General features: G+C 53.8%; 35 protein-coding genes. All 35 read left to right on the plus strand.

Annotation, left to right across the window (positions count from 1 at the left end):
• Nucleotides 1–3 precede the first annotated feature (3 nt).
• The 35 genes from QUE74_RS01805 (at nucleotide 4) to QUE74_RS01965 (ending at nucleotide 17,007) form a co-directional block, all read left to right on the plus strand.
• Nucleotides 4–228 (plus strand): hypothetical protein, encoded by a 225-nt coding sequence (locus tag QUE74_RS01805; RefSeq protein ID WP_000361029.1) that lies wholly within the window; start codon nucleotides 4–6, stop codon nucleotides 226–228.
• 15 nt (nucleotides 229–243) lie between these two features.
• A complete protein-coding gene (locus QUE74_RS01810; RefSeq protein WP_042970505.1) occupies nucleotides 244–495 on the plus strand; it encodes a hypothetical protein in 252 nt (83 codons plus the stop codon).
• 10 nt (nucleotides 496–505) lie between these two features.
• Nucleotides 506–697, plus strand: a complete 192-nt coding sequence (locus QUE74_RS01815) for a hypothetical protein (RefSeq protein WP_042970507.1) — start codon at nucleotides 506–508, stop codon at nucleotides 695–697.
• Nucleotides 687–902 carry a hypothetical protein gene (locus tag QUE74_RS01820; RefSeq protein WP_042970509.1) on the plus strand — a complete coding sequence of 72 codons (216 nt, stop codon included), beginning with the start codon at nucleotides 687–689 and terminating at the stop codon, nucleotides 900–902. The genes QUE74_RS01815 and QUE74_RS01820 overlap by 11 nt, the downstream gene beginning before the upstream one ends.
• 29 nt (nucleotides 903–931) lie before the next feature.
• On the plus strand, nucleotides 932–1,576 hold the full coding sequence (locus QUE74_RS01825; protein WP_042970511.1) for a DUF3164 family protein: 645 nt from the start codon (nucleotides 932–934) through the stop codon (nucleotides 1,574–1,576).
• 1 nt (nucleotide 1,577) lies between these two features.
• A complete protein-coding gene (locus QUE74_RS01830) occupies nucleotides 1,578–1,811 on the plus strand; it encodes an ANR family transcriptional regulator (protein ID WP_042970513.1) in 234 nt (77 codons plus the stop codon).
• Entirely contained in the window at nucleotides 1,792–1,983 is a 192-nt protein-coding gene (locus tag QUE74_RS01835) for a hypothetical protein (RefSeq protein ID WP_012578964.1), read from the plus strand. Before QUE74_RS01830 ends, QUE74_RS01835 begins: the two co-directional genes overlap by 20 nt.
• Before the next feature lie 80 nt (nucleotides 1,984–2,063).
• Complete coding sequence (locus QUE74_RS01840) at nucleotides 2,064–2,609, plus strand: hypothetical protein (RefSeq protein ID WP_042970516.1); 546 nt, start codon at nucleotides 2,064–2,066, stop codon at nucleotides 2,607–2,609.
• Nucleotides 2,610–2,689: 80 nt separating this feature from the next.
• Nucleotides 2,690–2,872 (plus strand): hypothetical protein, encoded by a 183-nt coding sequence (locus QUE74_RS01845; RefSeq protein WP_157839748.1) that lies wholly within the window; start codon nucleotides 2,690–2,692, stop codon nucleotides 2,870–2,872.
• A gap of 13 nt (nucleotides 2,873–2,885) precedes the next feature.
• On the plus strand, nucleotides 2,886–3,608 hold the full coding sequence (locus QUE74_RS01850; protein ID WP_286331889.1) for a DUF2786 domain-containing protein: 723 nt from the start codon (nucleotides 2,886–2,888) through the stop codon (nucleotides 3,606–3,608).
• On the plus strand, nucleotides 3,598–3,825 hold the full coding sequence (locus tag QUE74_RS01855) for a hypothetical protein (RefSeq protein ID WP_000874677.1): 228 nt from the start codon (nucleotides 3,598–3,600) through the stop codon (nucleotides 3,823–3,825). Before QUE74_RS01850 ends, QUE74_RS01855 begins: the two co-directional genes overlap by 11 nt.
• Nucleotides 3,822–4,052 carry a hypothetical protein gene (locus tag QUE74_RS01860; protein WP_042966114.1) on the plus strand — a complete coding sequence of 77 codons (231 nt, stop codon included), beginning with the start codon at nucleotides 3,822–3,824 and terminating at the stop codon, nucleotides 4,050–4,052. Before QUE74_RS01855 ends, QUE74_RS01860 begins: the two co-directional genes overlap by 4 nt.
• On the plus strand, nucleotides 4,042–4,332 hold the full coding sequence (locus QUE74_RS01865; RefSeq protein ID WP_042970909.1) for a DUF4752 family protein: 291 nt from the start codon (nucleotides 4,042–4,044) through the stop codon (nucleotides 4,330–4,332). The genes QUE74_RS01860 and QUE74_RS01865 overlap by 11 nt, the downstream gene beginning before the upstream one ends.
• Entirely contained in the window at nucleotides 4,329–4,637 is a 309-nt protein-coding gene (locus QUE74_RS01870) for a hypothetical protein (RefSeq protein ID WP_042970913.1), read from the plus strand. Before QUE74_RS01865 ends, QUE74_RS01870 begins: the two co-directional genes overlap by 4 nt.
• A gap of 4 nt (nucleotides 4,638–4,641) precedes the next feature.
• Nucleotides 4,642–4,824, plus strand: a complete 183-nt coding sequence (locus QUE74_RS29420; RefSeq protein ID WP_071940939.1) for a hypothetical protein — start codon at nucleotides 4,642–4,644, stop codon at nucleotides 4,822–4,824.
• Nucleotides 4,825–4,891: 67 nt separating this feature from the next.
• Complete coding sequence (locus QUE74_RS01875) at nucleotides 4,892–5,170, plus strand: hypothetical protein (protein WP_021564522.1); 279 nt, start codon at nucleotides 4,892–4,894, stop codon at nucleotides 5,168–5,170.
• Nucleotides 5,142–5,540: a gp16 family protein gene (locus QUE74_RS01880; protein ID WP_047087260.1), complete on the plus strand. Its 399-nt coding sequence runs from the start codon at nucleotides 5,142–5,144 to the stop codon at nucleotides 5,538–5,540. The genes QUE74_RS01875 and QUE74_RS01880 overlap by 29 nt, the downstream gene beginning before the upstream one ends.
• Nucleotides 5,537–6,016 carry a hypothetical protein gene (locus tag QUE74_RS01885; RefSeq protein WP_042970930.1) on the plus strand — a complete coding sequence of 160 codons (480 nt, stop codon included), beginning with the start codon at nucleotides 5,537–5,539 and terminating at the stop codon, nucleotides 6,014–6,016. Before QUE74_RS01880 ends, QUE74_RS01885 begins: the two co-directional genes overlap by 4 nt.
• Before the next feature lie 94 nt (nucleotides 6,017–6,110).
• The gene (locus tag QUE74_RS01890; protein ID WP_047087262.1) at nucleotides 6,111–6,578 is read left to right on the plus strand and encodes a Mor transcription activator family protein; all 468 of its coding nucleotides are present in this window, start codon (nucleotides 6,111–6,113) and stop codon (nucleotides 6,576–6,578) included.
• A gap of 25 nt (nucleotides 6,579–6,603) precedes the next feature.
• Nucleotides 6,604–6,882, plus strand: a complete 279-nt coding sequence (locus QUE74_RS01895) for a hypothetical protein (RefSeq protein WP_042971158.1) — start codon at nucleotides 6,604–6,606, stop codon at nucleotides 6,880–6,882.
• 183 nt (nucleotides 6,883–7,065) lie between these two features.
• Nucleotides 7,066–7,458: a phage holin family protein gene (locus tag QUE74_RS01900; RefSeq protein WP_001372993.1), complete on the plus strand. Its 393-nt coding sequence runs from the start codon at nucleotides 7,066–7,068 to the stop codon at nucleotides 7,456–7,458.
• Entirely contained in the window at nucleotides 7,448–7,726 is a 279-nt protein-coding gene (locus QUE74_RS01905; RefSeq protein WP_000445984.1) for a phage holin family protein, read from the plus strand. The genes QUE74_RS01900 and QUE74_RS01905 overlap by 11 nt, the downstream gene beginning before the upstream one ends.
• A 2-nt stretch (nucleotides 7,727–7,728) precedes the next feature.
• On the plus strand, nucleotides 7,729–8,106 hold the full coding sequence (locus QUE74_RS01910; RefSeq protein ID WP_042966122.1) for a M15 family metallopeptidase: 378 nt from the start codon (nucleotides 7,729–7,731) through the stop codon (nucleotides 8,104–8,106).
• A gap of 13 nt (nucleotides 8,107–8,119) precedes the next feature.
• Nucleotides 8,120–8,302: a hypothetical protein gene (locus tag QUE74_RS01915; protein WP_042966123.1), complete on the plus strand. Its 183-nt coding sequence runs from the start codon at nucleotides 8,120–8,122 to the stop codon at nucleotides 8,300–8,302.
• On the plus strand, nucleotides 8,241–8,390 hold the full coding sequence (locus QUE74_RS29525; RefSeq protein WP_157839881.1) for an SPASM domain-containing protein: 150 nt from the start codon (nucleotides 8,241–8,243) through the stop codon (nucleotides 8,388–8,390). Before QUE74_RS01915 ends, QUE74_RS29525 begins: the two co-directional genes overlap by 62 nt.
• A complete protein-coding gene (locus tag QUE74_RS01920; RefSeq protein ID WP_162838175.1) occupies nucleotides 8,377–8,529 on the plus strand; it encodes a hypothetical protein in 153 nt (50 codons plus the stop codon). Before QUE74_RS29525 ends, QUE74_RS01920 begins: the two co-directional genes overlap by 14 nt.
• Complete coding sequence (locus QUE74_RS01925; protein WP_000312575.1) at nucleotides 8,529–9,029, plus strand: DUF1804 family protein; 501 nt, start codon at nucleotides 8,529–8,531, stop codon at nucleotides 9,027–9,029. Before QUE74_RS01920 ends, QUE74_RS01925 begins: the two co-directional genes overlap by 1 nt.
• Before the next feature lie 52 nt (nucleotides 9,030–9,081).
• On the plus strand, nucleotides 9,082–10,722 hold the full coding sequence (gene terL / locus QUE74_RS01930) for a phage terminase large subunit (RefSeq protein ID WP_286331890.1): 1,641 nt from the start codon (nucleotides 9,082–9,084) through the stop codon (nucleotides 10,720–10,722).
• A 3-nt stretch (nucleotides 10,723–10,725) separates the two neighbouring features.
• A complete protein-coding gene (locus QUE74_RS01935) occupies nucleotides 10,726–12,321 on the plus strand; it encodes a DUF935 domain-containing protein (protein ID WP_097759602.1) in 1,596 nt (531 codons plus the stop codon).
• Nucleotides 12,308–13,474 (plus strand): phage head morphogenesis protein, encoded by a 1,167-nt coding sequence (locus tag QUE74_RS01940; RefSeq protein ID WP_042966127.1) that lies wholly within the window; start codon nucleotides 12,308–12,310, stop codon nucleotides 13,472–13,474. Before QUE74_RS01935 ends, QUE74_RS01940 begins: the two co-directional genes overlap by 14 nt.
• A complete protein-coding gene (locus QUE74_RS01945; protein ID WP_050937630.1) occupies nucleotides 13,471–14,022 on the plus strand; it encodes a phage virion morphogenesis protein in 552 nt (183 codons plus the stop codon). Before QUE74_RS01940 ends, QUE74_RS01945 begins: the two co-directional genes overlap by 4 nt.
• A 209-nt stretch (nucleotides 14,023–14,231) precedes the next feature.
• A complete protein-coding gene (locus QUE74_RS01950; RefSeq protein ID WP_047088860.1) occupies nucleotides 14,232–15,347 on the plus strand; it encodes a phage protease in 1,116 nt (371 codons plus the stop codon).
• Nucleotides 15,348–15,743: a hypothetical protein gene (locus tag QUE74_RS01955; protein ID WP_042966128.1), complete on the plus strand. Its 396-nt coding sequence runs from the start codon at nucleotides 15,348–15,350 to the stop codon at nucleotides 15,741–15,743. It abuts the gene before it with no gap.
• A 10-nt stretch (nucleotides 15,744–15,753) separates the two neighbouring features.
• A complete protein-coding gene (locus QUE74_RS01960) occupies nucleotides 15,754–16,662 on the plus strand; it encodes a Mu-like prophage major head subunit gpT family protein (protein WP_047088855.1) in 909 nt (302 codons plus the stop codon).
• Nucleotides 16,663–16,665: 3 nt separating this feature from the next.
• Nucleotides 16,666–17,007: an HI1506-related protein gene (locus QUE74_RS01965; protein WP_047088856.1), complete on the plus strand. Its 342-nt coding sequence runs from the start codon at nucleotides 16,666–16,668 to the stop codon at nucleotides 17,005–17,007.
• Nucleotide 17,008 lies beyond the last annotated feature (1 nt).

Here is a 17,008-nt window from a genome sequence, read left to right on the forward strand (position 1 = left end):
ACGATGGACAAGCAGACCATTAACGCCGTCCGTTCCCGTGCCCGTGTGGCCATCCACACCACCGGTGGTCGCGTAACGGGACAGCATCACCGTTTACCTGTGGTTTATGCCTGCCCGCCCGTGGGTGGTCCTGTATGGCCGGTAACGGAAATCGTTCAGACATTCAGCGGCCTGCGCCGCGTGGTTAAAACGTCCTGTATCGACGGCTGCACCGTCGTATGGCAATAAAACGAGGAATTAAAAGTGAGCGTGAAATTAACAATAGTATTTACCGACCTGGGTAATAACCAGTGCCATAACCTTATTCGGGTGGAAAATGGCGACAATGCCACACTCGAAGAAGCGGCAAGAACTCTGGGGACTGTCGGCGCTATTTGTACGGTTCTGAAGGAGAAACACGGAAATGAACGGCTTGATCTGCAAATCTACCATGACTACGTGAAACAACTGGCACAGGGATGTCCGTATATTCCTCAAGAAACACAAATGCATTGAGGGCTGAAAAATGTCATTAGAGCTTGAATTAACTTTCAGCCTGGACAGGCCAGGTAAACCGGAGAAAGTCGTCGCGACGTATCAGTTGCCGCCTGATGTCACGGGAGAGCAGGTTTCCGACATTATCAGAAAAACTCACTGTTTTATGAACGAAATTATTTTTAAATCGTTTGATTTCAAAGGAGAAAAACATGGGGGTTAAGTTAGAAGTAATTATCTATACCGATGAAAAAGGCGCGACTTTAACCCAGATTACAGGGAGTTATTCGAAGGACGGCACTTCCGAAAGGGAGTTTCAGGTGGCAACAGGATTACATGATGTTATCAAGGAAGCACTGAGAAATGACTACAACGGCGTGAATATTTTTTCTGAAAACGTTGCGCCTCGCGCACATAACACACATTAATCTGTAAATATCACTAAGGTAATTTAATTATGACGACTGAAAATAAAGTTAAGCAATACACGAAAACTCAAGCGCCTGAAGGTTACTGGGTGGATGCCCGTGGCGTAATGACACCTGAAAGCCTTATCAAAGATATCGACCGCGACCGCGAGCAGCTGGTCGGTGAGCTTGTGGAGATGGTGATTGCTGCCTCCGCCTCACTGCGGGAACTGAAACTGCGTGCGTTTGGTGATATTCAGGCATTTATTGACCTGTCGGCGGAGAAATACGGCGCTGTGAAAGGCGGCAAAAAAGGCAATATCACGCTTTACAGCTTTGACGGGCGTTACAAGATTCAGCGCGCCATGCAGGACCGTATCGCGCTTGATGAACGCATTCAGACCGCGAAGGCGCTGATTGATGACTGTCTGGCTGACTGGACGGAAGGTGCACGCCCTGAAATTAAAGCCATCATCAGCGAGGCATTCAGCACGGACAAGGAAGGCAACATTAACACCGGGCGCGTTCTGGCTCTGCGTCGTCTCGATATTACGGAGGAACGCTGGGATAACGCCATGAAACTGATTGGTGAAGCCGTCCAGGTGGTTGGCAGCAGAAGCTATATCCGCGTGTATGAGCGCGTCGGTGATTCTGCTGAATACCGCGCAATCCCGCTTGATATTGCAGGGGTTTAACATGCATCAGGATATCAAAGAGTACAGAGCCGGAAATAGTTGCGCGGCGTATTCGCTGGGCGCGTCCAGAGCAGAACAGCGCGGCGATTATGCTGAGGCTGAAAAGCTGTGGCGTAAGGCAGCGCAAAGCCCGTGTAGCACCCTGCGCCGCATCTGGGCTGAACATCGTGCGGAGTTCTGCGCTAACGCTCACCTGAAAGGATGGAAGCCGCCTCATGAACGCGAAACGCTTTAATCAGCTATATCCGCCAGGTACTCGTTTCATGCACATTGCACACCGGGCAGTGCGTGGTGGGCGGGTGGTAAAAACTGTTGCACCGGCCAGAGATTTTAAATGTGGCTGTGTGGTTGAAATTAATGTCGAGCCTTATTTCGTTAAAGTCGAAACACTGAAAGCACCGCATTAATTTAATTTGTTTTTAATTGTTATTTAAAACAGGCGTAAACCCGCCGGGCTGGCTTACGCCTGAATTAAGGGGATTTGTATATGAAAGATAAAGTCTGGGATTTTATTGTTACTCCTGAAGGTTTTGCTACCCGTTCATCTGAGAAGTTAACCAATGTAACGTTATGGGCGTCATCATTGCTGGGCCATCTGGGAGCACCTGCCGATTTTATGCATGTGGTACTTGATGCGCAGATTGCCGGGAATGCTATGGCCAGTAAGGGGGCTTATATTCAGGGGGATTTGTTCGCCATGATGGCGAATGACACAGCCGCGCTGTATATCGCCACACGGAACATACTGACAAGAATATCCATGCTGTCTGACTGTAAGGATATGGAAGACCTCGCATACATCCTTGAAGATGATTTGCTCACTATTTCAGGCGTGCAGGAATCCCTCCCGCGTCAGCTGCGGTTTATTGACCTGATGGAGTCATATAAAGATAAGCCTGATTTTTTTCAGATTCGATTCAGTGGAATGGAACTACTGGATGAATATTATCCGCTGGATTCGATTTCCCGTGATGTGAAGGCGTTCGTAAAGTCTGTTGACCGTCATTACCGGAAAGCTGAACGTCGTAGTTAATAAGTCTGTTTTTAATTTTATTTGTATATGGCGTAAACCCGCCGGGGCTGGCTTACGCCTGAATCTGAGGAAGTTTATTTATGAATATCGCCAAGCAAAAAAAATTCGCCCGCGAAATTAATCTGACAATCGTTTGTTTTAATCGTCTTGCGACCAGTTCTCAGTCGACAGCAGATGTTCATCCAGCGCCGCAGCCAGAACGAACTCCCCACGTTCCTGAAGGCCGTACCGGAAGTTGCGTAATTCAGAATTCAGGATGCTGAGATTCAGACGACTATGAAAGATAAATACATTGCCAAAATCAAAAAACTGTTACGCCTTGCCAGAGGGACATCAAGCCCGGAAGAAGCCGCTAACGCTATTGCAAAAGCCCAGGCTTATATGCGCCAGCATGGCATCAGCGAAAACGACGCTGAATTGTTCGACATTCAGGAAGCTGCCAGCGCGGGTGCGCCGAGTGATGCCAGTACGCCGCCGCGTTATATGCACATCCTGTGTGACCTGGTATGTAAAGCCTTCGGTGTCGAGTGTTACATCTCCGGTGAATACCGGGCTTCTGGTTCACTCAAACGTTACGTTCGTTTTTATGGTCCTGACAGCCGCCCGGAAATTGCGGCCTACGCGTTTGATGTGCTTTCCCGTCAGATGATGGCAGAGCGTAATCAATATCAGGATAAACACTGTAAGCGTTGCAAACCATCCACGCGGGTGGCCCGTGGCGACCAGTTCTGCGAAGGCTGGGTCTTTGGTGCCCGTGATGTCATTGCGGTGTATGACGTCTCCCCGGAAGAAAAAAGCCGCCTTGAGCTTTACAGAGAAAACCTGCACAGGACTAAAGTGCGGCGCGACGGGGATATGCGCACAGCTAAAGCGTGTCGGGGTGCAGAGTTTGCCGCTACTGCTGGTTTTATCGCCGGGAAAAATGCCAGGTTGCATCAGGGGGTTAATGGTCAGAGCAACAGGCCGCTGGCGCTGGGAGGGGATAACGATGGCTTTTAAACTTCTCAGTGTCACCGAAGCAATATACCAGCCGCCCGGAGAACGCCACGAATACAGGATGAATGACGGTAGCGCGGCGGTTGAGTTTCCCAAATATCCGGGGGCTTCCCGGTGGCGGTTCTATGACAGTGCGGGACGCCGGATTATTAAAAGAACCGTGCACAACGCCATGAAAGCCGCTGTAGAACGTCACAAAAGAAGGTTTAACTGCAAATGAATATTGAATTTTATGACTACGGAGTCACCTCAAAAATCATTGTTACCTGCTGGTTCTGGGAGTTCCGTCGCTATTGCCGGGTTGTGGATGCGGCGTTGTTTGTGGCTCCTGAAGTGCGCCACCAGAGTGGCGGTGGCCTTTTAATGAAAACCGTCATCACCGGTAAAACGGTCCCGATGTTACGGGCGTTTAAAGTGGCAAAACAGGAGGCTTGCAATGGTCATTGATAAAACGATAACGATCGATGTAGCCATGAATACAGGTCTGGCGCTTATCGGTTATGGCTATATCACTTTTATGTCATTCAGGTGGTTGATTTCTTCGTTCTTTAAGCAATGTGAAAAACGTTGCCGCAAAGACAAGCGCGTGAAGGCACTAAATGCGTTTAATGACGCTTTTGATATTGACCGTATGCAACAGGGAGACCCGGCACGCGTAATTACCCAGGGAGATGTCGTGATTTTGGTATACCGGAGTGAAAAAAATGAACAGGAGGCGGCGCAGTGAACCAGCAAACCAGAATAAGCGATAAGAGCCTGACCAGACTGATTGCCGATGCTGACAAAATGCTTGATATGCGCGGACCGATTGTAGACAGAGAGTGGTGGATGCTTTTACGGCAGTCCCTGGTTGAACTTCAGGAACGCCGGAGTGCTGGAATCATTCCAGTGACGCTGAGAGTAAAGGAGCATCAGGTCAGAGAGCTGGTTAATCAGTTACGAGATGTGGCAATCAAATACCACGGAACGCAGCAATTACGGGAGCGTATTGCAACAACAGTCATTTATTCAGAACTGGTTTCAGGGGAATAATCAGATGAAAAACCGTAAGGCAAAAATTCTGTTAGCTCGCAGAAACGGTGTTGGGGTCTGGCGATGGTTGAGGATTAGTAACAGACGAGTGAGGTTGACGGGGTGTCGTGGTGTGATGGGGCACAGTTGTTGCAAAAAGCCCAGCGCGGCGCAAAACCGCTGGAAGAATCACACTAACGCAAAGTAATTAAATAATAACCAATAGCAGACCAAAATATATGTTTTGGTCTGCCAAAAGCGATGTTTTGGTCATTATGAAGATTGAACAAATCGGAATGGCAGCCTTCCGGCAGCAGGCTGAAAGCGGTGGCGTGGATGAGTTCGTCGTGCAGAGGTTCGGTGGTGTGTATCACCTCTTCGCTGTGAATCGCCGCGCTGGTGTGTCTTATTTTCTACAGGAACGCCGTGGCGATTACAAGACGTGGCTGTCTCTTGACCGTGCCGCCGCGTTCCTGTCAGGGATTGGCGTTTCACGTTTTACCGTGCGTTTTGAGGATAACAAACATGCTGAAAAAGATGATCGGAGCCATTAAAGCCGGTCAGGCGTATCTGGGGTGGGATGATGTCCTTTATCGCCAGACGCTGGCCCGCCTGACCGGTAAAACCAGCACCACACGCTGCAACCTCGATGAACTGCGCATCATCCGGGAATACATGCACGAACAGGGATTTCCGCGCAAAGCACCCGCCGGTAAAGGTCGCCGCCCCCGTGTTGCAATGAGCAGAAAATCAGTATTATCCAAAATTGAAGCGTTGCTGGCTGATGCCGGTCGTTCCTGGGCATATGCAGAAGGGCTGGCATCTCACATGTATAAGCAACATGTGATCGAATGGCTGACGGATGAACAGCTTTTTGGGGTAATGGTGGCGCTGGTTAAAGATTCAAGAAGGAGAAATCAATGATGAAAAAATGGTTGTTTTGTTTAGTAGGGGTTATTTTCTCTTGTTCTGCGTTGGCTCAGACAGAGGAACAGGCGCAAAAGGAACTGAAACGTTATCAGGATATGAAACCACAGGTTGAGCAACTTCTGAGGGAAAGCCTGAAACTCTATTATGACATGCCAGACGCTGCATCAGAATATAATAACGGTAACCCTGAAAAATGGCGTAAGGTCATAACAGGCCTGAAGGAATTCGATAAACAAATAGAGAAAATTGGCGGTAATGGCTTCGATCCTGTTTATAGTTCCTGTGTAAATATGGGGATTCAACTACAGGATTACTGGTCTAACGTCCTCGGCAACAACAAACAGTTTCTCGAGCGTTCCAGAAGTTTGTTTATACAGGATCGCATGGATTGCTTTGATCAATTCGTCTTTGGTAAAGAACGTATAGAGGCCAGAAAAGACCTTGCCATTGTTAATGTCTGGGATGAATAAACAGGAACCTCCGCAAACGCGGAGGTTTTTTATGAACTGTACAGGCGATCATGTATGGCTATAATAACAGTAAGTTACTACCGGAGACGCCATCATGCAGACCTTCAGTGAAACAGATCTTCGCGATGCGCAGGTACTGCTGCCCGATTCCGTACAGCAACTGATTAGCGTGATTGGCTTCCCCGCCCTGACCCGGTTAATCCGTTCTTTTGGTGGCGTGACGTTAAGCGGTAAAACCGGCGCACACGCCGGACGCACCGGCGGTGTCCATGCCCTGTTACATGACGTGCTGACCGAAGACGAAATCAACAAATTGATCCGCTTTCTTGGCGGTGCACCGTTTTACATTCCTCGTTGCGATCATGCGTTACGTGCCCTGCGTAACACCCGTTTTATGGCTGATTTACAGCAGCATGTAAAAGACGGATGCTCACACCGGCAGGCGCTGGCACTACTCTGTCCCCGTTACGGGATTTCAGACCGGTACGCATGGCAACTGATACACCGACGACAAAAACAGACTTCGCTGAAAAGCCCCACCCAGGTGGGGCTTTTTGATTAACAGGCCTCAGAAAAAGGAGACACTTATGACCAACTATACGGCACCAGGCGAGTATACGGCCTACTCAGAGCAGGCCCGGGATGCTGCCGGACGCCGCTTCGCTTATATGAAAAATCTGGCCAGCCAGCTAAACCGAATGGCCGAACAACCGGATATGGTTGTTCAGGAAGAAGCGTTGCAGTGTGCCATTGCTGACATCATCGCCAGCGAAAACGAGATGCGCGCAGCGATGGAAAAGGCGAACGCCTCTGCTCCGCTTTGTAATAAACCTCTTATTACGCCGGATTCTCTTTCCCGCTTCTGATTTAGCACCCCGCCGCGGCGGGGTGCTGAACTCCCCCAGCAGTACCCACCACACCAGACCGTTTACCCTCTCCACTCAGACCACAAGGCACCTTAAGGGATAGCGCCCGGCAAAAGTCATTCTGTGCCTTTGACCGGGTGTTATTTACGGGCCGTCAGTGGCTCAGATTTACAGGAGAAACTCATGTCTGAACCCTTATCAGGCGGCGGAGCTGTGGCAGTCACCATCGGTGGTGCCAGTGTGTTTGGTCTTCTCACCAATACCGATTTTGGCGTCGTGGTGGGCGCGTTTGCCGGGGCGCTTTTTGTTGTCACGCAACAGAAAGAAATCCCGGTGTGGCGAATGGCCATCCACCTGCTCGTCGCGTTTGTGGTTGGCGTTCTGGGGGCTGGCGTGGCTGCGTCACTGATGCAGTGGCTGACCCACTACAACGACAAGCCGCTCGATGCATTGTGTGCGGTCGGTGTCTCGGCGTTATCCATCAAGATACTGACCTTTCTTTATCAACAGGAAATTTCATCGCTGTTCGGCCTGTTTTCCAGACTGCGCGGCGGAGGGGGTGGAAATGGAAAGTAGCCTTGCCGGTATCGTGAATGTCTGGCTGTGTCTCGCCATTGTGCTGGGGTTGTTTGTGTATCGCCGTCACGGTGCGGCGCATAAACCGATGATTACCTGGCTGGCGTACTGGCTGATGCTCGGCTACATCATCATCCCGTTCCGCTGGCTGTCAGGTACATACACACACTCCAGCTGGCTGGTTGTGGCGCTGAATCTGGTGTTCTGTGCGCTTATCGTGTGGGCGCACGGGAATTTGTCAAAAATCCTTTCGTTACTGCGGAGGTGAATATGTCGGAAAAATTCCGTTTCAGTCAACGTAGCGAGAAAAATCTGGCTGGCGTAAAACCACAACTGGTGGCGGTTGTACGCCGTGCGCTGGCGTTGTCGGACGTCGATTTTGGTATTACCGAAGGTTTACGCACGAAAGAACGTCAGAAACAACTTGTCGCTGAAGGCAAGAGCCAGACCATGAACAGCCGTCACCTTACTGGCGATGCTGTTGATGTCGTGGCTTACGTTGGTGGCACCATTTCATGGGACTGGCCGTTATACGAAAAAATCGCCCGAGCCTTTAAACAGGCTGCCGCAGAGCTGGGTGTCGCCATCGAATGGGGCGGAGACTGGAAAACGCTGAAAGACGGGCCTCATTTCCAGTTAAAACGCTGATGCGGGAGGGATTATGAACAGAAGTCACTGGCCCCACAGAACGCCACGTAAAGCCGTGCGCTGTGTTCTGGCCCTGTTTCTGGTGATGTTGCTTCCGGTGGGATGCACTGACATTAACAGAGCGGGCCAGCTGTTTGACGCGGCGGCACAGGTCTGCCGGATTATCGACGGTATCCGGCAGTGTTCGCAGAACTGATTTTTTGAAGGTCTGGCACAGTGAGCGTTATCAGATTTACAGAATACACAGGTTCAGGAGGTGCAGGCGCTGTCATGGTGCTCGCTGAACGCATCACCCATTTTTACCGTCAGCACGGTACACATGATGGCACTGTCATTGAACTGGATACCGGGAAAAACGTGTTCGTTCTTGAAAATCCCGACGAAGTTCAGCGCAGGATTGAACAGGCTCAGAAGGACACTTAATGGCGTGGTCACAGGATATCAGGGACAAAGTCCGTAACGGGTACATCTTTGACCAGCTTCCGCTGGATATCGTCGCCATGAAGTACGCCGTGCCGCACGATACCGCGCGGCGCTGGAAAACGCAGGCGATGAAGAACGGTGACGACTGGGACAAGCTGCGGGCCGCTCACGCGCTCGCCGGTGACGGGCTGGAAAGTGTCGCCCGCACCGTGCTTATCAGTCTGGTGGTGAAGTGTCAGACGACGCTTGAACGGCTGAACCAGAACCCGGACATCCCGCCGCAGGAGTCCGTCGAACTGCTGGCGAGTCTGTCTGACAGTCTCAGTAAGGCGGTGGCCAGCAGTAAAAAAATCCTGCCGGAAACCGACCGGCTCGCCACGGCACTGGAAGTGGTGCAGCGGCTCGGCGCGTTCATCAAGGAGCGTCATCCGGCACAGTATGCCCCGTTTCTTGAGGTGCTCGAAGGCTTCGCTAAAGAGCTTGAGGATAATTTCAGTTAACCACAGCGGCCCGGTTTTCCGGGCCGTCTGATATTTGTATACCAGGTGTGACGTGGCAAAACGTAAACTTTCCATTAAAGAGTTTCAGAGAAGCTTACAGGAGTACATCGCCAACCTCCGCCAGACCATTGAGGCTGAATGTCTGGGGTTCGATGTTAACCCGCAGGCCACACAGGCCCGCCGGGCGGCAGTCTGTGACCCGGTGACGGGCTACGATTATTTTGTCGAAAACTATTTCCCGCACTACGTCCGCAACCCGGCAAAAAGCGAGCTGCATAAATACCTGTTCAGCCGTCTGCCACAGGTTGTGGCAAGCCCGGACCCGGAGAACGACGCCATCGCCGCGCCCCGTGGTGAAGCAAAATCCACGCTGGTGACGCAGCTGTTTACCCTGTGGACCATTATCCGGGCCATTAAACATTACCCGGTCATCATTATGGACAGTATCGACCAGGCTTATCCGATGCTGGAAGCCATCAAGGCTGAACTGGAATTTAACCCCCGTTTAAAAAACGATTTCCCGGAGGTGTGCGGACAGGGGCGTGTCTGGCGTATGGGGACCATCGTCACGGCCAACAATATCAAGGTGACCGTTGCCGGTAGTGGTAAAAAACTGCGTGGTCTGCGCCACGGTCCGTACCGTCCTGACCTGGTTATCCTCGACGACATCGAGAACGACGAGATGGTGCGTAACCCGGAGCAGCGCGACAAGCTGCATGACTGGCTCACCAAAACCGTGATGCCGCTGGGTGAGGCTGGCGGTAAAACCGATATTATTTATATCGGGACCATCCTGCATTACGACTCCGTACTGTCGCGCACACTCAATAACCCGATGTGGAAAACAGCCCGCTTTAAGGCCGTTATTCAGTGGCCTGCCAATATGAAGCTGTGGGACGAGTGGGAAGAACTCATCCGCAACAAACAGCCGGAAGCAGCGGAGGCACTTTACCGGCAGAACGAAGCCGACATGCTCGCCGGGTCGGTGGTGTCATGGGCGGCGCGTCCCCTGCTGGCGCTGATGAAAATTCGTGTCCGTGACGGCCATGACACCTTTGATTCTGAATACCAGAACGACCCGGTCAGCGGTGAAGATGCGCTGTTTGCGGGCTGCATTCACTTCTGGGTTAACCGTCTTGATGAATGGGTGTTCTACGGTGCGGTTGACCCCAGCCTCGGGAAGAAGAATAAAAACCGCGACCCGTCGGCCATTCTCGTGGGGGGCTTTAACCGTTTTACCGGCATTCTGGATGTGGTTGAAGCCGATATCCGCCGACGTCTGCCGAATAAACTTATCGAAGACGTGATTAAGTATCAGCGGGAATATCACTGCCTGTGCTGGTCGTTTGAGTCCGTCCAGTTTCAGGAGTTTCTGCGTACCGTGCTGGTTGAGCGTTCGGCGGCGCTGGGGGTGCCGGTTCCGGCGCTGCCGGTCATCCCGCTGGAGGATAAGGCGCTGCGTATTGAATCCCTTCAGCCGCATATGGCCAACGGTCTGATTCGTATCAGTCACACACATCAGACACTGATTGACCAGCTGCGCCACTACCCCAAAGCCGACCACGATGATGGCCCGGACTGTCTGCACATGCTGTGGACGCTGGCGGTATCGCGCAGCGCAAAATTTCAGATACACACCCCACGCAGCAGCGGGCGTGACCGTGGCGGGCGTTTTGGTTCAGGAGGATGGTAATTAATGGCACAGCTTGTTGATATTTATGGACGCCCACTGAAACGTGAGGCACTCAAAACCACGCAGTCGGTCAGAGTGGCGGAACGGCTGCGCATTTATCCCGACCACCCGTCCCGTGGTCTGAACATCAGAAAACTGCCGCGCATTCTGGAAGCTGCCGAACGCGGTTATCTTCCGGCGCAGGCGATGCTGTTTGCGGATATGGAAGAACGTGATGGCCATTTGTTCGCCGAGATGGAAAAGCGCAAAAAAGCGTTGCTGACGCTGGACTGGTCGGTGGAGCCGCCCCGCAATGCCTCGAAGGCAGAAAAGGCGCTGGCCGCCGCCGTGGATGAGTGGCTGCACGGTATCCCGGATATGGAGGACATCATCCTCAACGGGATGAGCAGTGTCGGTTACGGTTTCAGTTGTCAGGAAATCAGCTGGGCGTTCGTGGATAAAACGTGGTTACCGGATGCGGTGACGCTGCGACCGCATAACTGGTTTATTACCCTGCCGGAACACAATGACGAACTCCGGCTGGATGACGGCAATCGTGGGGAAGATGGTAAAGACGGTTCCGCGCTGTGGCCGTTCGGCTGGCTGGTTCACCGTTACAACGCCCGGTCGGGGTTCCTGGGTTCATCCGGCCTGTTCCGCGTACTGGTCTGGCCGTATCTGTTCAAAAACTTCGCGCTGCGTGATATGGCGGAATTTCTGGAGATTTACGGCCTTCCGGCGCGCATTGCGTACTATGCACAGGGCACCAGTGACGAAGACCGGGACAACATTCTCGAAGCCCTGGTTAATCTGGGCCATGAAGCGGTGGCAGCCCTGCCGCAGGGTAACGAAATCGAGTTCAAGGAAGCCGCGTCCGGTGGGCCGGAGGCGTTCATGTCGATGGTGGAATGGGCGGAGCGTACCACCTCAAAAGTGATTCTGGGCAGTACGCTGACCAGCCAGGCTGACGGTAAAACCTCCACCAACGCGCTGGGTAATGTGCATAACGAGGTCCGGCACGACATTCTGGCCGCCGATGCGCGCCAGCTGTCCGGCATGTTCAGCAGCCTGATACAGATGATGGCCAGCCTCAACGGCTGGCAGGATATCCCGCCACGCCGTCTGCCGCGTCTGGTGTTTGATGTGCAGCAGGAAGCCGACATTAAGGGGGTGGCGGAAGCCGTCAGTGTGCTGGTCAACAATGTGGGAATGAAGGATATCCCGGTGTCGTGGGTGCGCAAAAAAACCGGTATCCCCACCCCGAAAGACGGCGAAGAGGTACTGGTTCCGGTGGCACAGCGTCTCCCTGTGCAGGCCGGTCTCAGCCAGCTGCGTGAGCGGATGAATGTTGCCGCACTCAGTCAGCAGGACAACGGGGAGGACGACCCGGCACAGCGCGCCATCGACCGGGCAGCACTTCCGGCAGAGGCCATCGCGCAGGGAATGAACGAACTGGTGGCCCCGCTGGTGCAGGCCATACAGGAAGGCCGGAATGCAGACGAGGTCATGAACGTACTGGCGGATGCATGGACGGAGCTGCCGGATGACACACTGCGGCAGTTGCTGGCGCAGGCATTCTTTGTGGCGGATATCTGGGGGCGACTGAATGCCGACAGCTGACGATGTTGACCTGGGGTATGCGTACACACTGAAACCGGAAGAAGCGATTAAGTATTTCGAAAGTAAGGGATACGTTATCGGCTTCCGCTGGCACGATGTGAAGGATATCGCCAACGCCCGGGCGTTCACGGTGGCTGGCGTGCTGAAACTGGATGTGCTGAAGGATATCCGTGATGGCCTGACGGCCGCACTGGCTGACGGCGGGACGTTCCGGGAGTTTGCTGCACAACTGGAGCCACTGCTGGAGAAAAAAGGCTGGCTGGGTAAAAAACTGATTGTGGACGAGGACACCGGCGAACTGCACGGCAGACAGCTGACGCCGCGCCGGTTGCGCACGATATTTGATACCAACATTCAGTCGTCCTACAACGCCGGACGTTATCAGCAACAGATGGCGAACGTGGCCGACCGGCCTTATTTTGAGCGCGTGGCGGTGATGGACCTTCACACACGCCCGAAACACGCCGCCCTGAACGGCTTTACCGCCCGGGCGGATGACCCGGTCTGGGAGTATTTCTACGCCCCTGACGGGTACGGATGCCGCTGCCGTATCCGGGCGCGTTCGGCGTCTGATGTGGAGAAATATGGCCTGACGGTGCAGAGCAGCGAGGGGCGACTGGTTGAGGTTGAGCAGGAATATGGCCAGCCGGGCCTGACCATCAGAACAATGGGACTGAAGATGCCGGACGGCTCCGTGTATACCGCCGACCCGGGCTTCGGATTTAATCCCGGTCGGGTGGCATGGCAGCCGGAACTGGAGAAATATGATTACCGCAGTGCCCGCCAGTATGTCACCGGCACTCTGACCGGGCCGGATTTTGCCCGGGGACTGGCGAACGTCAGCGAACTGGATGCGCGCCAGCGATATCCGCTGGCCATCCGTTCACCGGAACAGGTCGCCGCCACGGGCGCTGCACGGCAGACGGTAAACCTTACGGCTGACGTTATGAAGCGCCTCAGTGCAACAGACACGCCCCCGGCCGCCGCCGACTATGTGCTGATGCAGCAGACCATCGAACGGGCGGAGCATGTCACGCAGGACGGCAACGCGTGGCGGTATGCGTTACAGTCGGGCGACCGCTGGTCAGTGGCGACGGTTGAGGATGACGTGCTGACAGACTGGGTTATGCAGGATACCCCGGAGGCATCATGAGCAACGGTAAACTGGATATTAAGATTGATTTAAGCGCGTATAACACCACGCTGGGGAAACTGATTCGTTCCGTGAAGGACCGGCGCGATCTGATGACGGCACTTGCGGGTTCCATGCTGGATGCGGTTGAGACTAACTTTGAACAACAGGGGCGCCCGAAATGGATGGGCTGGAGTCCGGCTTATGCGAAACGGCGCGGCCCCGGGCAAATCCTTCAGAAATCCGGGCGACTGGCTGCCAGTATCCGCTCTGCGGTTAACAATAACGAGGCCACGGTCGGGACAAACGTCCGTTATGCCCGTATCCACAACGAAGGCGGCGAAATCCGCCATCAGGCACGGACGCAGAACCTGTATTTTAAACAGTACAAAAACGGCAGCGTCAGCACCCGCTTTGTGAAAAAGCGCAACAGTAATTTTGTGCAGAGCGCAACGGTCGGAGCGTATACGGTCAACATGCCCGCGCGCCCCTTCCTTCAGCTTGTACAGGACGACATCGACGAGCTGGAGAACACCGCAAACCGCTATTTTGCGCGTGTGATTGACTGAATGACCACAAACGCGCTGTAATCGTCTGTGGCAACATAAACGCCTCACGGATGAGGCATTACAGCACCGCACCCCGTAAATGCTGTCAGAATCGTTTTTAAAAGGGTTTTAAAAACGGTTTTATTTCCCCTTTTATCCTTTCGCGTTATGGCTGGGTGCTGAACACCCTCCACAGTACCCCGTGTTCCCCTTCCGTCATCATGCCGCGTATGAAACTGAACATTGCGGCGTTAAGCCTCGAAATTACTAAAGCAACCCACAGCGAAATCCAGCTGTTTCCGGCGGGCGAGTTCAGCGCGGTGGATGGTCGCCCACATACCGATGAAGTCGAAAGCGGTAAATGGGTGCTGACCGCTGAACTGGCCGCGCAGCTTGTCGCGCAGGTGGCCGCCCGTACCACGCCTTTTGTCATTGATTACGAACATCAGACGCTGCGCGCCGTAAACAACGGCAAGCCCGCCCCGGCGGCGGGCTGGTTCAGCCAGGTGGAATGGCGAGAAGGCGCGGGCCTGTATGCCACCGGTGTGGAGTGGACGGATAACGCGGTGGCCATGATTGCCGCCGGTGAGTACAAATTTATTTCCCCTGTTTTTGCCTACAACAAGCGCGGCGAAGTGCTGGAGCTGTTACATGCTGCGCTGACCAATACCCCGGCGCTCGACGGTATGGACGCGGTCATGCTGGCTGCGGCCAGCCGTCTGGCGAGTCTGTCAACTGAAACGGAGAACACAACGGTGGATGAAGAACTGTTAAACGACTTGCTGTCCAGTCTGCGCTGGATGCTTAACCTCCCGGTTACCTCAACGGCGGAAGATATCAAAAACGAGCTGCAAAAGGTCGTTGACATGATTTCGAACGGTCAGGGAACGGCGGCGGCATCCGTCAGCCTGCTGGCCCTGCTGAATCAGAAAGACGAGCAAATCGCCAGCCTGTCAGCCAGTGCCTATGACCCGTCAAAACACATTTCCCTTGCGGCCTTTGAAGAACTTCAGGGGCGTTATGCCGCACTGGCGCAACAGTCCGGTGAGGCCGAAGCCGGGGCACTGATTCAGGCGGCGCTGTCTGACGGGCGACTGCTTCCGGCGCAGGAAGACTGGGCGAAAGATTACGCCAGCCGCGATATCAACGGCTTTAAGTCCTGGCTGGATAACGCACCAAAACTTGTTGCACTCAGTCAGACCCAGACCGGCGGTAAACCACCCCAAACGCCGTCGCCTGCCCCGGCGCAGATTAAAACCGGTGATGACATCGATGTCGATATCGCCATTTGTTCAATGATGGGCGTTGATCCAGAGGATGTCGCCCGTTACGCAGGAGACAAGTAAATGGATCGCAATACCCCCTATCGTGACGGCGAGCTGAACCCGGTGCCGGTTGCCGCTGCGACCGAAATTTTTGGCGGCCATATGGTGGCCGTTAACGCATCCGGTTATGCCGTTCCGGCCAGTGCCACGGCCTCACAGATTACGCTGGGCGTGTCTGATGGCTGGGTGGATAACAGCACCGGCAGCGATGGCGACGCCACCGTTCTGGTGCGTTGCGGCAAAGCCTTTCTGATGGCGAACAGCACCTCAGACCCGGTCACGCAATCGCAGGTCGGCAAGGTGTGCTACGTGGAAGACAGCGTGACCGTGGCAAAAACCGACAACAGCAGCGCCCGCCCTGTCGCCGGGAAAATAATCGGCATCGGTGACGATGGCGTCTGGGTTCATTTCAGTTAAGGAGCAAAACGTGATAGTCAACGTTAAAAACGTCAAACAGATTTTTATCAATCTGAAGGCCACCTTCCAGAAAGCCTTCGACCAGTCACCAACTGACTGGCAGAAGGTGGCAATGGAAGTGCCATCAAACGGCAAGGAGAACGACTACAGCTGGTTAAGTCGTTTCCCGAAAATGCGCGAGTGGATTGGTGACAAGGTCGTTAAATCACTGGCGGCATTTAACTACACCATCCGTAACAAGGACTGGGAAGCCACGGTTGAAGTCGATCGTAACGACATCGAGGACGACCAGATTATGGGCTATGCCCTTCAGGCGAAAGGGGCCGGACAGTCGGCGGCAGAGCTACCAGCAGATATTGTGGCGTCCCTTATCAGTAACGGTTTTACCAATCCCTGTTACGACGGCCAGCCGTTCTTTGATACCGACCACCTGGTCGCCGGTAAATCGGTGTCCAACAAAGGCACCAAAAAACTCAAAGTTGGCTCGCTTGCCGAGGCGAAAGCCTCCTACGGTGCCGCCCGTACATCCATGCGCAGCCTGAAAGATGACGAAGGCGCATCCCTTAAAATTCGCCCGAATCTGCTGGTTGTGCCACCGGCGCTGGAAGATGACGCGAACTACCTGATGACCGCCGAGAAGTTCCCGGACGGTACGCCGAACCCGTACCGCAACACCGCCGACGTGCTGGTGATGCCGGAGCTGGCGTCGGATTCTGCATGGTTCCTGTTTGACACCACCAAACCGGTGAAACCGCTGATTTATCAGCTGCGTAAAAAGCCTGTTTTTGTGGAGCAGACGGACTACAGCAGCGACAACGTGTTCGCGCGTAAGAAGTTCCTGTTTGGTGCCGAAGCGCGCTGTAACGGCGGTTACGGCTTCTGGCAGATGGCATTTGGTTCTGATGGTACGACGGAGTAATGCATGGAAAAGGTGATTGAAATTACCGCCCGCCGTGAAGGTTTTCGCCGCTGCGGTGTGGCGCACAGTGCAACCACGAAGGCATGGCCTGCGGATGCGTTCACCCCGGAACAGCTGGCGGTGCTGAAGGCTGACCCCATGCTGATTGTGGTGGAGCGCGATAAAGCGTCCGGCCAGAACGACGCGCTCCGGGGTGATGAACTGGCCGCACAGCTTGATGCCGAGCGTCAGAAAGTCAGCGAACTGACGGCGCAACTGGAAGAAGAGCGCCAGAAAGTCAGTGAACTGACCGCACGGCTGAACGCCGCACAGAAAACACAAAAAGCGGACAAAAAGGAGAAGTAAC

The organism is Escherichia sp. 10290 (assembly GCF_030295155.1).
Classification (GTDB): Bacteria; Pseudomonadota; Gammaproteobacteria; order Enterobacterales; family Enterobacteriaceae; genus Escherichia; species Escherichia coli_F.